12 protein-coding genes are annotated in these 13,601 nt (G+C 72.1%); 7 read left to right on the top strand and 5 right to left on the bottom strand.

Translation table 11 applies throughout. The features are described 5' to 3' along the window. The first annotated feature begins 27 nt into the window (after window positions 1-27). Window positions 28-240, top strand: a complete 213-nt coding sequence (locus QFZ74_RS08460; RefSeq protein WP_307620177.1) for a hypothetical protein — start codon at window positions 28-30, stop codon at window positions 238-240. A 57-nt stretch (window positions 241-297) separates the two neighbouring features. On the opposite strand, the gene QFZ74_RS08455 is transcribed toward QFZ74_RS08460, so the two are convergent. The 3 genes from QFZ74_RS08455 to QFZ74_RS08445 all read right to left on the bottom strand — a co-directional run bounded on the left by QFZ74_RS08455 (window position 298) and on the right by QFZ74_RS08445 (window position 2,828). Then, window positions 298-1,368, bottom strand: a complete 1,071-nt coding sequence (locus tag QFZ74_RS08455) for a S1C family serine protease (RefSeq protein WP_307620176.1) — start codon at window positions 1,366-1,368, stop codon at window positions 298-300. A 72-nt stretch (window positions 1,369-1,440) separates the two neighbouring features. Then, window positions 1,441-2,145, bottom strand: a complete 705-nt coding sequence (locus QFZ74_RS08450) for a methyltransferase domain-containing protein (RefSeq protein ID WP_307624080.1) — start codon at window positions 2,143-2,145, stop codon at window positions 1,441-1,443. Between the two features lie 80 nt (window positions 2,146-2,225). Beyond that, entirely contained in the window at window positions 2,226-2,828 is a 603-nt protein-coding gene (locus QFZ74_RS08445; protein ID WP_307620174.1) for a DUF3043 domain-containing protein, read from the bottom strand. A gap of 285 nt (window positions 2,829-3,113) precedes the next feature. Here QFZ74_RS08445 and QFZ74_RS08440 point away from each other — a divergent pair, with 285 nt between their 5' ends. The 5 genes from QFZ74_RS08440 to QFZ74_RS08420 all read left to right on the top strand — a co-directional run bounded on the left by QFZ74_RS08440 (window position 3,114) and on the right by QFZ74_RS08420 (window position 9,693). Further along, complete coding sequence (locus tag QFZ74_RS08440) at window positions 3,114-3,905, top strand: PspA/IM30 family protein (RefSeq protein ID WP_307620173.1); 792 nt, start codon at window positions 3,114-3,116, stop codon at window positions 3,903-3,905. Window positions 3,906-3,948: 43 nt separating this feature from the next. Beyond that, entirely contained in the window at window positions 3,949-4,227 is a 279-nt protein-coding gene (locus tag QFZ74_RS08435) for a hypothetical protein (RefSeq protein WP_307624079.1), read from the top strand. A gap of 217 nt (window positions 4,228-4,444) precedes the next feature. Further along, window positions 4,445-5,665, top strand: a complete 1,221-nt coding sequence (locus QFZ74_RS08430) for a sensor histidine kinase (protein ID WP_307620172.1) — start codon at window positions 4,445-4,447, stop codon at window positions 5,663-5,665. 38 nt (window positions 5,666-5,703) lie between these two features. Then, on the top strand, window positions 5,704-6,387 hold the full coding sequence (locus tag QFZ74_RS08425; protein ID WP_307620171.1) for a response regulator transcription factor: 684 nt from the start codon (window positions 5,704-5,706) through the stop codon (window positions 6,385-6,387). Between the two features lie 177 nt (window positions 6,388-6,564). Beyond that, window positions 6,565-9,693: an efflux RND transporter permease subunit gene (locus QFZ74_RS08420; protein ID WP_307620170.1), complete on the top strand. Its 3,129-nt coding sequence runs from the start codon at window positions 6,565-6,567 to the stop codon at window positions 9,691-9,693. Between the two features lie 342 nt (window positions 9,694-10,035). Here QFZ74_RS08420 and nadA read toward each other — a convergent pair whose 3' ends face one another. After that, window positions 10,036-11,220, bottom strand: coding sequence for a quinolinate synthase NadA (gene nadA, locus QFZ74_RS08415; RefSeq protein ID WP_307620169.1), 1,185 nt, complete (start codon window positions 11,218-11,220; stop codon window positions 10,036-10,038). 301 nt (window positions 11,221-11,521) lie between these two features. Between nadA and QFZ74_RS08410 the strand changes: the two genes are divergently transcribed. Then, window positions 11,522-11,878 carry an iron-sulfur cluster assembly accessory protein gene (locus QFZ74_RS08410; RefSeq protein ID WP_307620168.1) on the top strand — a complete coding sequence of 119 codons (357 nt, stop codon included), beginning with the start codon at window positions 11,522-11,524 and terminating at the stop codon, window positions 11,876-11,878. Between the two features lie 110 nt (window positions 11,879-11,988). On the opposite strand, the gene QFZ74_RS08405 is transcribed toward QFZ74_RS08410, so the two are convergent. Next, a complete protein-coding gene (locus QFZ74_RS08405; RefSeq protein ID WP_307620167.1) occupies window positions 11,989-13,536 on the bottom strand; it encodes a hypothetical protein in 1,548 nt (515 codons plus the stop codon). Window positions 13,537-13,601: the final 65 nt, after the last annotated feature.

The raw sequence follows: 13,601 nt of genomic DNA, 5'->3' as shown, positions 1-13,601 counted from the left end.
GCACGTGCTCACATCTGGGAGGCGCACATGGCGGCATGGACGTGGCGGTTCGAGAAGACCGACGGGGCGGAGCTCCAGCCCGCGGTGCAGCCCGAGGAGTTCACCACGCAGGGGGACGCCGAGTCCTGGATCGGTGAGCACTGGAAGGCCCTGACGGAGGGCGGCGCGGACCAGGTACGGCTGTTCGAGGACACCACGGAGATCTACGGGCCGATGAGCCTGCACGCCGAGGAGGCGTAGGAGCCCGAGGGCAGGGGGCGGGGGGCGGGCCGGGGACTCCGGCCGCCCCCCGCCCGCTCACTGCTCGCCCAGCGTGACCTCCGCCTTGTGCTCGGTGCCGTCGCGGTCGAACGTCACCGTCGTCCGCCGGCCCGGCTTCGCGGCCGCCAGCGCCTCGGCGAGCGAGGTGAGATCCGTGACGTCCGCGTCGCCGAGCCGGGTGATGACGTCCCCGGACTCGATGCCCGCCTTGTCCGCCGGCCCGCCGCTCTGCACCTCGACCACGGCGGCCCCGACGGGCTGGAACGAGTCGTCCACGACCGTCCGCGCCGTGATGCCGAGCGCCGCCCGCCCCGTGTTGGTGACCTTGCCGGTCCTGATGATCTGGTCGGCGACCGTCCGCACCATCGACGCCGGGATGGCGAACCCGATCCCGGCCGCCGCCCCGCCCCCGAGCTGGGGGTCCGTCGCGGCGAGCGTCGGGATGCCGATGACCTGCCCGTCGAGGTTGACCAGCGCGCCGCCGCTGTTGCCCGGGTTGATGGCGGCCGACGTCTGCACCATGTTGCCGAGAGTGGCGCCCGTGCCGCCGTCCTGCGAGCCTTCGCTGACGGTCCGCCCGGTCGCCGAGACGATGCCCTGCGTGACGCTGGACGACAGCCCGAGCGGCGAGCCCATGGCGAGGACGATCTGCCCGACCTCCACCTTCTCGGAGTCCCCGAACCGCGCCGGCTTCAGCCCCCTGGGAACCCGGTCCAGCTTGATCACGGCGAGGTCCTGGTCCGGGAAGGAGTAGACGAGCCGGGCGGTGAGCGGGTCCTTGCTGCTGGCCGTCGTCACCTGGAAGATCTTCTCGTCGCCCACCACGTGCGCGTTGGTGACGATGTGCCCCCGGTCGTCGTACACGACGCCCGACCCCAGGTCCCGGGCCGCCTGGATCTGCACCACCGACGGCAGGACGTCCTTGATCACCTTCTGGTAGTCGTGCTCCAGGTCGTTGTTCGGCATGTGCACCGAGGACCGCGTGGTCGCGACCTCCGTCCGGGTCGGCGAACCGGAGCCGGTGCATCCGGAGACCAGGAGCGCACAGCACACGAGCGCGGAGAGCGAGGCGACGGCCCGCAGGGCAGGGGCACGGGAAGCGTCCATGCCCAGAGTCTCTTGCGCGGCGGACGGCCGGGCCTGCGGTGTACCTCCGAACGGGCGCCGCGCGCGGGGCCGTCAGCCCCGTACGCCGCACAGGTGCAGCAGCGCCGCCACCGCGCGGTACGGATCCGTGCGCCCGGCCCGCTCCTCGGCGGCCAGCAGCTCGTCCAGGTCCTCCGGAGCCGGGGCCCCGTCCGGCGCCAGGTCCGTGAAGACGCGCACCCCGTACCAGGCGTGCAGCGGAGCCCCGATCCCTGCCAGCGTTGCGGTGACCGACTCCAGCCGGTCGGCGCGTACGTCCAGCCCCAGCCGGTTGCGGTAGGAGGTGGTGTCGAACGCGTCCTGCGCCCCCGCCCAGTCCCCGGACAGCCCCGGCCGCATCGCCAGGGCGTCGCCGTTGCGCACCAGCAGCGACAACAGCCCGCCGGGGGCGAGCATCCGGGCCAGCCCGGCGATGAGGGGGTCCGGCTCGTCGACGTACATCAGTACGCCGTGGCAGAGCACCACGTCGAAGCTGCCGGGCAGGAAGTGGACGCCGGTCTCCTGACCGTCGCCCTGGATGACACGCATCCGCGCGCGGATGCCCTCGGGCTCACCGGCCAGGGCCTCGCGGGCCACCTCGATCATCGTGGTGTTCTGCTCGACCCCGGTCACCCGGTGCCCGGCGCGGGCCAGCCGCAGTGCCTGCGTGCCCTGGCCCATGCCCACGTCGAGCACCCGCAGCCGCTGTCCCACCGGGAACCGCGCGGCTATCTGCTCCTCCAGCTGACGGGCGACCAGTTCCTGCCGTACGACATTGCGCAGCCCGCCCAGAGTGCTGAGCCAGGCGCTTGCCGCGCCCTCGGGAAAAGAGGCAGCGCTCAGGGCCGCTCTCCGCGCTTGACCTGCGGCTTCGGCAGCCGGAGACGGCGCATCTGGAGCGAGCGCATCAGGCCGTAGGCGACGGCGCCCCGGCGGTTGTGGTCGGGGAAGCGCTCCGCCAGCCGCGTACGCAGCCGGAACCCGCTGAAGGCGGAGTCGAGCACGATCAGGACGATCACCAGCACCCACAGGCCCAGCGCGACCTGCTGGAGCACCGGCACCTTCACGATGCTCAGCACCAGGATGACCACGGCCACCGGCAGGAAGAACTCCGCGACGTTGAACCGCGAGTCGACCCAGTCGCGGGCGAACTTGCGGACAGGACCCTTGTCCCGGGCGGGGAGGTAACGCTCGTCGCCGCCGGCCAGGGCCTGGCGCTGTCGCTCCATCTGGGCGCGGCGATCGTCGCGCTGACGACGGGCGACGTCCTTGCGTGACGACGACGTACTGGCGATGCTGCGGCGCTGGGACTGCGCCTCACTCCGCTTGGGGGTAGGGCGGCCCTTCGGGGCCTGCGGGTCACGGGGCTGCTTGGAGTCGGTCACCGGCGCCTTGTCGGCGGCCCGGCCCTTCTCGTCCTTGTTGGCACGGCTACGGAACACAAAATCCAAGGGTACGTGGTGGCCGGGTATAGACCCCAGCCCCGCGGGGAACGATCCGGCAACACCAGTCGTCTGTAGGGGGACAGAGCGGACGTTGCAGACGGTTCACCCGGCGCACCTCTGGGAGTCACCTCCTCCCTGCGCCGGACCGGAACCGTCCGCCATCGTCCTTGGGGAGGAGCGCATCCGTCCCCGAACAGTGCGGTAATGGATGCAGGGCCCGTACTGTGGGTTCTGTCGCAGAGCTGTGAGCCGGAGTCCGTCAGAAGGGGGCGCGCGAAGCCCATGAGCGGTGTCATGAAGCGTATGGGGATGATCTTCCGCGCGAAGGCGAACAAGGCCCTTGACCGGGCCGAGGACCCGCGCGAGACCCTCGATTACTCGTACCAGAAGCAGCTGGAGCTGCTCCAGAAGGTGCGCCGCGGCGTCGCCGACGTCGCCACGTCGCGCAAGCGCCTGGAACTCCAGCTCAACCAGCTGCAGCAGCAGTCCACCAAGCTGGAGGACCAGGGCCGCAAGGCGCTCGCCCTCGGCCGCGAGGACCTCGCCCGCGAGGCGCTCTCCCGCCGCGCCGCGCTCCAGCAGCAGGTCACGGACCTCGAATCGCAGCACGCGACCCTCCAGGGCGAGGAGGAGAAGCTCACCCTGGCGGCCCAGCGCCTTCAGGCCAAGGTCGACGCCTTCCGTACGAAGAAGGAGACGATCAAGGCCACCTACACCGCCGCCCAGGCCCAGACCCGTATCGGCGAGGCCTTCTCCGGCATCTCCGAGGAGATGGGCGACGTCGGCCTCGCCATCCAGCGCGCCGAGGACAAGACCGCCCAGATGCAGGCCCGGGCCGGCGCCATCGACGAACTGCTCGCCTCCGGCGCCCTGAACGACCCCACCGGCATGGCCAAGGACGAGCTCCAGGCCGAGCTGGACCGGCTCTCCGGCGGGTCGGACGTGGAGCTGGAGCTCCAGCGCATGAAGGCCGAGCTGGCTGGGGGCACCTCCCAGCAGGCGATCGAGGGCGGCGCCGGCCAGGGGCAGTCCCAGCAGCAGCCGCAGGACACCCCGCGCTTCGACAAGCAGTAGGACCACCCCGCAGGTGCGAGAGCCGGAGGGCGAGATGGCCGACATGATCGTGCGGATCATGGGGGAGGGGCAGGTGAGGCTGGCGGACAGCCACCTCGCCGAACTCAACAAGCTCGACGACGAGCTCCTGGCCGAGATGGAGAACGGCGACGGCCCCGGCTACCGCCGCACCCTCCAGGCCCTGCTCGACAAGGTCCGCGACCTGGGCGAGCCCGTCCCGGACGACTTCCTGGAGCCGTCGGACCTCATTCTTCCCTCCCCGGACGCCACCCTGGAGGAGGTCCGGGAGCTGCTCAGCGGCGACGGCCTCATCCCGGGGTGACGGTGCCGGTGCCCGTGCGGTTCCGGGTGGGGGCGGGGCCGTCCCGTCCGGCGCGTGCACGGCGGGGCTGCGGAGCGTCCGCTCCGAGGCGGGAACCCTTGCTGTCTCCGGTCCGGGGCGGGAACCCGGCCCGTCCCCGGTCCGGGGCGCGATTGCGGGCATCCGGTCCGATGCGGAGGTCCGGGAGCGCGGGCGCCGGGGACGTACTGTTCACCGGGTGAGCACCGTCGACCGCGCGCGCCGCCCCTTCACCGCGCACCCCCTCGCCCTGGACGCCGCCATCGCGGCCGGCGTGCTCGTGTGCATGGTCGCGGGATCGTTCGCCGACCCCCGGGGACCGCACGGCGTCACCTGGGGTGTGCGCACCCCGGACCCGCTCAGCCTCGTCCTCATCACGCTCGGCGCGGCCGCGCTCGTCTTCCGCCGCGCCGCACCCCGCACGGTGCTCGCCGTCACCGTCGCCCTCTCCGTCGTGGAGTGCGTCATCAGCGACCCGCGCGCCCCGGTCGCCATGTCCGCCGTGATCGCCCTCTACACCGTCGCCTCGGCCACCGACCGCTCCACCACCTGGCGCGTCGGCCTGCTCACCATGGCCGTGCTGACCGGCGCCGCCATGCTCGCCGGCCCTCTGCCCTGGTACGCCCAGGAGAACCTCGCCCTCGTCGCCTGGACCGGCATCGGCGCCACCGCCGGGGACGCCGTCCGCAGCCGCCGCGCGGTCGTGCGGGCCATCCGCGAACGCGCCGAGCGGGCCGAGCGCACCCGCGAGGAGGAGGCCCGCCGCCGGGTCGCCGAGGAGCGCCTGCGCATCGCCCGCGATCTGCACGACGTCGTCGCCCACCACATCGCCCTGGTCAACGTCCAGGCCGGGGTCGCCGCCCATGTCATGGACAAGCGCCCGGACCAGGCCAAGGAGGCGCTCGCCCACGTCCGCGAGGCCAGCCGCTCCGCGCTCGACGAACTGCGCGCCACCGTCGGCCTGCTCCGCCAGTCCGGCGACCCCGAGGCCCCCACCGAACCCGCCCCCGGACTCAGCCGCCTCGACGACCTCGCCGGCACCTGCCGCAGCGCCGGGCTCCAGGTCGAGGTCGCCCGCGCCGACCAGGACACCGAACTGCCCGCCGCCGTCGACCTGGCCGCGTACCGGATCATCCAGGAAGCCCTGACGAACGTGCAGAAGCACGCGGGCACCGAGGCCAAGGCCGAGGTCAGCGTCGTCCGCGTGGGACCGAACATCGAGGTCACCGTCCTCGACGACGGCCCGGCGAAGGACACCGCCCCGCAGCCCGGCGGCGGGCACGGGCTGCTCGGCATGCGCGAGCGGGCCACCGCGCTCGGCGGCACCCTCACCACCGGTCCCCGTTACGGAGGCGGCTTCCGTGTCCATGCGATCCTGCCGGTCAAGACCCGGACCGCCGCGACGGGGGAGCCGGCATGACACGTGCGGGGCACCCGCACGACGACGGGGGAGTTCGCATGACGATCCGTGTCCTGCTCGCCGACGACCAGGCCCTGCTGCGCAGCGCGTTCCGGGTGCTGGTCGACTCCGAGCCCGACATGGAGGTCGTCGGCGAGGCCTCCGACGGCGCCGAGGCGGTGCGGCTGACCCGGGAACGCCAGGCCGACGTCGTCCTCATGGACATCCGGATGCCGGGCACCGACGGCCTCGCCGCCACCCGTCAGATCAGCGCCGATCCGTCCCTCGCGGACGTCCGCGTGGTCATCCTGACGACGTTCGAGGTCGACGACTACGTGGTGCGGGCGCTGCGGGCCGGCGCCTCCGGCTTCCTCGGCAAGGGTTCCGAGCCCGACGAACTCCTCAACGCCATCCGGGTCGCCGCCGCCGGGGACGCCCTGCTCTCGCCGGCGGCCACCAAGGGGCTCATCGCCCGCTTCCTCGCCCAGGGCGACGCGACAGACGACGCCGGAGACCCGGCTCGCTCCGAACGCCTCGCCGCGCTCACCGGACGCGAGAGCGAGGTGCTCGTGCAGGTCGGCGGCGGCCACTCCAACGACGAGATAGCCGAGCGCCTGGAGGTGAGCCCGCTGACCGTGAAGACACACGTCAACCGGGCCATGGCCAAGCTCGGCGCCCGCGACCGCGCCCAGCTCGTGGTGATCGCGTACGAATCGGGGCTGGTCCGCCCGAGGACGGACTGACCGCCACCGGGCGTACTGCGGTCGGAGTAGGCGGGGGGTGAGGAAATGGACCTGGGGCCTACGGATCGGCGTCCGCGCATGGACCAGGGTGGTGGGGTGGGCGCGCAGACGTGCCCCCTTCCGCTTTCTCCGCGGCTCACGCCGCTCACGCCGCTCACCGAAGAGAGACCCTGACACATGTCCTGGCTGTCGAGATTCAGCCTCGCGCAACGGGCCCTGATCGGGCTCGTGTCGCTCGTCGCGATCGTCTTCGGGGCGATCGCGATACCCCAGATCAAGCAGCAGCTGCTGCCCACCATCGAACTGCCGATGGTGTCGGTCATCGCGCCGTACCAGGGCGCGTCCCCCGACGTCGTCGAGAAGCAGGTCGTCGAGCCCATCGAGACCAGCCTCGAGGGCGTCGACGGCATCACCGGTGTCACCTCCACGGCCAGCGAGGGCAACGCCGTGATCATGGCGTCCTTCGACTACGGCAACGACACCAAGCGCCTCGTCACCGACGTTCAGCAGGCCGTCAACCGGGCCCGCGCCCAGCTCCCGGACACCGTCGACCCGCAGGTGATCTCCGGCTCCACCGACGACATGCCCACCGTCGTCCTCGCCGTCACCTCCGGCAAGGACCAGCAGGCCCTCGCCGACCAGCTCGACACGACGGTGGTCCCGGCACTGAAGGACGTCGACGGCGTCGGCCGCGTCCAGGTCATGGGCGTGCGGAACCTCCAGGTCGCCGTCACCCCCGACACCGCCAAGCTGGCCCGCGCGGGCGTCAGCCCGGCGGCCATCGGCCAGTCCCTCCAGGCGGGCGGCGCGACCGTCCCCGCGGGCTCCTTCGACGAGGACGGCGCCAACCGCACCGTCCAGGTCGGCGGCGGATTCAGCTCGCTGAAGCAGATCCGGGATCTGATGATCACCGGTGAGGGCGTCCGCAAGCCGGTTCGTCTCGGTGACGTGGCCACGGTCAAGGAGCAGCCGGCCCCGGCCGACTCGCTCACCCGCACCGACGGCCGGCCGAGCCTCGCCGTCAACGTGACCATGGACCACGACGGCAGCGCGGTCGCCATCTCCGACGCGGTCAAGGACAAGCTGCCGAAGCTGCGTCAGGACCTCGGCTCCGGCGTCACGATCACGGTCGTCAGCGACCAGGGCCCGGCGGTCTCGAAGTCCATCAAGGGCCTGACCACCGAGGGCGCCCTCGGCCTGCTCTTCGCGGTCCTCGTCATCCTGGTCTTCCTCGCCTCGCTCCGCTCGACCCTGGTGACCGCGGTCTCCATCCCGCTGTCGGTCGTGCTCGCGCTGATCGTCCTGTGGACGCGGGACCTGTCGCTGAACATGCTGACGCTGGGCGCGCTGACCATCGCCATCGGCCGCGTCGTCGACGACTCGATCGTGGTCCTGGAGAACATCAAGCGCCACCTCGGCTACGGCGAGGAGCGCCACGAGGCCATCGTCAGCGCGGTCCGCGAGGTGGCCGGCGCGGTGACCTCCTCGACCCTCACCACCGTCGCCGTGTTCCTGCCGATCGGCCTGGTCGGCGGCATGGTGGGCGCGATGTTCGGCTCGTTCTCCCTCACGGTGACGGCCGCGCTGCTCGCGTCCCTGCTCGTCTCGCTGACGGTCGTCCCGGTCCTGTCGTACTGGTTCCTGCGCGCCCCGAAGGGCACCCCCGAGGACGCGGCGGAGGCCCGCCGCAAGGCGGAGGAGAAGGAGGCCCGCAGCCTTCTGCAGCGCGCGTACGTCCCGGTGCTGTGCTTCGCGACGCGCCGCCGGCTGACCAGCGTGCTGATCGCCGTGGTGGTGCTGTTCGGCACCTTCGGCATGGGCGGGCTGCTGAAGACGAACTTCTTCGACCAGGGCGAGCAGGAAGTCCTCACCGTCAAGCAGCAGTTGAAACCCGGCACCAGCCTGGCGGCCACGGACGCGCAGGCGCGCCGCGTGGAGAAGCTCCTCGCCGCGACCAAGGGCGTCAAGGACTACCAGGTCACGGTCGGCTCGTCCGGCTTCATGGCGGCCTTCGGCGGCGGTACGGACACCAACCAGGCGTCGTACCAGGTGATGCTGGAGGACTCCGCGTCCTCCGCCGACGTGCAGCGCCGTATCGAGGACGGTCTGAAGGAACTCAAGGGCGCCGGTACGACCACGGTCGCGGCCGGTGCCGCATTCGGCAACCAGAACCTGAGCGTCGTCGTGAAGGCGGCCGACCCGAAGGTGCTGAGCACGGCCTCGGAGCAGGTGCGGTCGGTCGTCGCGGGCCTGGACGGCGTCACCGACGTCTCCAGCGACCTCGCGCGGAGCGTGCCGCGGATCTCGGTCAAGGCGAACGCGAAGGCCGCCGCGCCGGGCTTCACCGACCAGACGCTGGGCGCCGCCGTGGCGCAGGGAGTGCGGGGCACCCCGGCCGGCAAGGCGATCCTGGACGACACCGAGCGCGACATCGTCGTGAAGTCGGCGACGCCGGCGAAGACGCTGGCCCAGCTGCGCGCGATGCGTCTCGGCGCGGTGAAGCTGGGTGACATCGCGACGGTCAAGCTGGTGGACGGCCCGGTCTCCATGACCCGGATCGACGGCCGGCGCGCGGCGACCATCACCGCGAAGCCGGACGGCGAGAACACGGGCGCGGTGAGTGCGGCGCTCCAGACCAAGATCAAGGCGCTGAAGCTCCCGGCGGGCGCGACGGCCGAGATCGGCGGCGTGTCGTCCGACCAGGACGACGCGTTCAAGAACCTCGGCCTGGCCATGCTGGCGGCGATCGCGATCGTCTTCATGCTGCTGGTGGCGACGTTCCGCTCACTGGCCCAGCCGCTGATCCTGCTGGTCTCCATCCCCTTCGCGGCGACGGGTGCGATCGGTCTGCTGATCGCCACCGGCACCCCGATGGGCGTGCCCGCGATGATCGGCATGCTGATGCTGATCGGCATCGTGGTGACCAACGCGATCGTGCTGATCGACCTGATCAACCAGTACCGCGGCCAGGGGTACGGCGTCGTGGAGGCCGTGATCGAGGGCGGCCGCCACCGTCTGCGCCCGATCCTCATGACGGCCCTGGCGACGATCTTCGCCCTCCTGCCGATGGCGCTCGGCGTCACCGGCGAGGGCGGCTTCATCGCCCAGCCGCTCGCGGTGGTCGTGATCGGCGGTCTCATCACGTCGACCCTGCTGACCCTCCTCCTGGTCCCGACGCTCTACGCGATGCTGGAGCTCCGCAAGGAGCGCCGGGCGAAGAAGCGGGAGATCAAGCGGGCGAGGAAGGCGGGGAGCACCTCGCAGGCGACGCCGGCTTCCGACGAGCCGGAGCCGGCGGGGGTGTAGCGCCGCCCGCCTGCTCATGACCGAGGCCCGGCACGCACGGTGGTGCGTGCCGGGCCTCGGTGCGTTCACCTCGTCTGCCGTCACTTGCCCGTCGACGGCTGCGGGTGCGTGATGGCGTGTCGCGCAGTTCCCCGCGCCCCTTTTGGGGGCTGCGCCCCCATACCCCCGCCAGCCTCCGCCGGCCCCGTGCCCGGAGCCCGCGCCAGCCACGCCGGGCACGCCGCCGGCCGTTCCCGGACCCTCCGTCGGCCCGCCCCCGAGCCCGACCGGGCCCCCGCCGGGCGCCGTAGGCGCGTCGGTGAGGGCGGCGTGATCGACAGCGGGGGCGGGTCGGTGGGAGACCTACGGCAGCGCCAGCATCCGCTCCAGGGCCAGCTTCGCGAACGCCTCCGTTTCCTTGTCGACCGTGATCCGGTTGACGAGGGTGCCCTCGGCCAGGGATTCCAGGGCCCAGACCAGGTGAGGGAGGTCGATGCGGTTCATGGTCGAGCAGAAGCAGACCGTCTTGTCGAGGAAGACGATCTCCTTGCCCTCGGGCGCGAAACGGTTCGCCAGGCGGCGGACCAGGTTCAGCTCCGTGCCGATGGCCCACTTGGAGCCGGCCGGGGCCGCCTCCAGGGCCTTGATGATGTACTCGGTCGAGCCGACGTGGTCCGCCGCGGCCACGACCTCGTGCTTGCACTCGGGGTGGACGAGGACGTTCACCCCGGGGATGCGGGCGCGCACGTCGTTCACCGAGTCCAGGCTGAAGCGGCCGTGCACCGAGCAGTGGCCGCGCCACAGGATCATCTTCGCGGCGCGCAGCTCGTCCGCCGTCAGACCGCCGCCCGGCTTGTGCGGGTTGTAGACGACGCAGTCGTCCAGGGACATGCCCATGTCGCGGACGGCGGTGTTGCGGCCCAGGTGCTGGTCGGGCAGGAACAGCACCTTCTCGCCCTGCTCGAAGGCCCAGTCGAGGGCGCGCTTGGCGTTGGAGGAGGTGCAGATGGTGCCGCCGTGCTTGCCGGTGAAGGCCTTGATGTCGGCGGAGGAGTTCATGTACGAGACGGGGACCACCTGTTCGGCGATCCCCGCCTCCGTCAGGACGTCCCAGCACTCGGCGACCTGCTCGGCCGTCGCCATGTCGGCCATGGAGCAGCCCGCGGCCAGGTCCGGGAGGACGACCTTCTGGTCGTCGCCCGTCAGGATGTCCGCGGACTCCGCCATGAAGTGCACACCGCAGAACACGATGTACTCGGCCTCGGGGCGCGCCGCCGCGTCCCGCGCCAGCTTGAAGGAGTCGCCCGTGACGTCGGCGAACTGGATGACCTCGTCGCGCTGGTAGTGGTGGCCGAGCACGAAGACCTTGTCGCCGAGCTTCTCCTTGGCCGCGCGGGCGCGCGCCACCAGGTCGGGGTCGGACGGCGAGGGGAGGTCACCGGGGCACTCGACGCCGCGCTCGCTCTTCGGATCGGCCTCGCGGCCGAGCAGCAGCAGGGCGAGGGGAGTCGGCTGTACGTCGAGCTCCGGGGTCTGGGCGGTGGTCACGGCACGCACCCTTTCTACTTTTCGTCTAACTGACGCTATCTATGATAACTGCTTTATGTCACTTTGACGATGGCCATCGCGTCGGTGTGACATGAATCCCGAAGGCCTCTCGCGGTGCCGTGACGCGCCCGCGGTCGTCCACAGCTCGCTGTCCGCCCCGCGGCGCATGTGCGAGCATGAGGACGGAAAAGAAACACATGTGCTCGAACCGGAACCGAATCCGCGGGCCCGGAATGAATCCGCGGCCTCGCTGGTTGCACTGGTCCGCAAGCAGTCTCCGTACAACCCGGGAGAGATGTAGATGTCCGTATCGGACGAGACCGGCACCGTCACCGACGGCATCGTTCTGACCGACGCCGCCGCGGAAAAGGTCAAGGCCCTGCTCGACCAGGAAGGCCGTGACGACCTCGCCCTGCGCGTCGCCGTCCAGCCCGGCGGCTGCTCCGGCCTGCGTTACCAGCTCTTCTTCGACGAGCGTTCGCTCGACGGCGACGTGGAGAAGGACTTCGGCGGCGTCAAGGTCGTCACCGACCGCATGAGCGCCCCCTACCTGGGCGGCGCCACGATCGACTTCGTGGACACGATCGAGAAGCAGGGCTTCACGATCGACAACCCGAACGCGACGGGCTCCTGCGCCTGCGGCGACTCCTTCAGCTGAGCCCCCCGTACGGCCCCGGCCGTACGACCTCATGTGAACGCGAAGGCGGCGGCCCCCACTCGACGGGGGCCGCCGCCTTCGCGTTCACCCAGACCTGCCGCCGCCGGCCCTCAACGAGCCTGCGGCAGACGCGCGCCCGGCTTGGCCAGCGGGACCCGCGTGCCCAACGTCCCGACCACCTTCCGGTCGCCGAGCGGCTCGTCCAGGCGCATGGTCCGCCCGTATTCCTTGGCGATGAGGATGCAGGGCTTGTCCGACCGCACCGTCTCGGTCACCCTGACCGTCACCTGCTCCCCGCTCTCCGCCGCTGTCGCCCGGTACTCGGCGCACACCCCGCCCGTGAAGCGCACGGTCAGCTCCCGGCCGTCGGCCGAGTAACCCGCCACCTTCACGTCCTGCGTCCGCGGCACCCCGGTCGCCTTCCCGGACGGCTCCGACGGTGAGGCCAGATACCTCGGGTCGACCGCCGGATACGTCACCGTGAACGCGTCCCGCGCCCCCGCCGCCCGCACCTCGAACAGCCAGGACGGCACCAGCGTCTGCCGCCCCGCGACGGACTGCGCGGCCAGTCCGAACACCGCCTTCTCCACCGTCGCCGCCTCCTGCCCCGAAGGGCTCCCCGACGCCCCGCACGGCTGCTCCGCCCGGTCCTTCAGCGGTACAGGACTGGCGCAGCCGCCGATGCCCATCCGCTGCTCGGTCCGCGGCGCCTTGCTCATCAGCTCCAGCGTCCGGCGCGCGCTCACGACGGGGTACGTGACCCCCTTCGCCGGCGCCTTCAGCAGCCCGCTGCCGTCGACCACGTCGCCCCGCTCGTCCACGGACAGCCCGATCCGCCAGCCGTACGTGGGCAGTCCGCCCACCACCGGATCGGCGTTCACCATGCGCCGGCCACCGGCGGCCTGGCTCGCGTCGACCTTGGCGTCGTCCTGGCCCAGCGCCTTCAGCACCGGCGCCGCCGCCTTCTCCGCGTCCTTCGCGCTCACCGGGCCGGCGTCCCGGCCGTTCGGCGGCTGGGCGCACACCGGGCCCTTCGCGCAGTTGTCGCTCCCGGCTCCGGACCGCTGGAAGGTCCAGGTCCCCGGCGCCTGCCGGGTCACCCGCAGCGTCGGACCCGCGCCGCCTTTCTCCGGTCCCACCCGCCAGCCCTGCCGCCCCTCGGCCACCGGCGTCCCCTTCACCCCGAGCGCCTCGGCCAACCGGGTGACCTCACCGCGGGTGACCTCACCGGCCGGTCGGTACACGGGCGCCGAGCCCGGTCCCTCGGGCAGCGAACCGCGCACCCGGTACGTCGGGCCGTACGGATCGGGCTCACCGGGCGCGATCCCGTTGTTGCCCCCTCCACTTCCGCCGCTCCCACTGCCGGTGCCGCCGCCCGTGTCGCCCGCCGTGAAGCCGTCCAGGGCGAGGGGCGGGGGAGCCGCGTCGGTGCCGGGTGCCTCGGAGTCCGTACGTCCGCCCGACCCGCCCGCGGCCGTCGTGGCGAGGTAGGCGCCGCCGCCCCCGGCCACCAGCACGGCGGCCGCGACCGAGGCGATGACCACGGGTGAGCGGCGGCGCGCGGGCCTGCCGTCCCCGGCAAGGGCCTGCCTGTCGCTCCCCGCGGCCGCGTCCTCGCCGGGGGCGTGGTCGGGGTTGTCCGGTCGCTCGCTGTTCACCGCATCGCTCCTTGGTGAGTCGTGGCCCGCGTCCCCTTCATGGGGGACGGCGATGGGACGCGGGA

The sequence above is a fragment of the Streptomyces sp. V3I7 genome (assembly GCF_030817495.1).
Lineage (GTDB): Bacteria > Actinomycetota > Actinomycetes > Streptomycetales > Streptomycetaceae > Streptomyces.
Note: the sequence above shows the minus strand (reverse complement) of the source record. Positions and strands in the feature narration are given on the sequence as shown.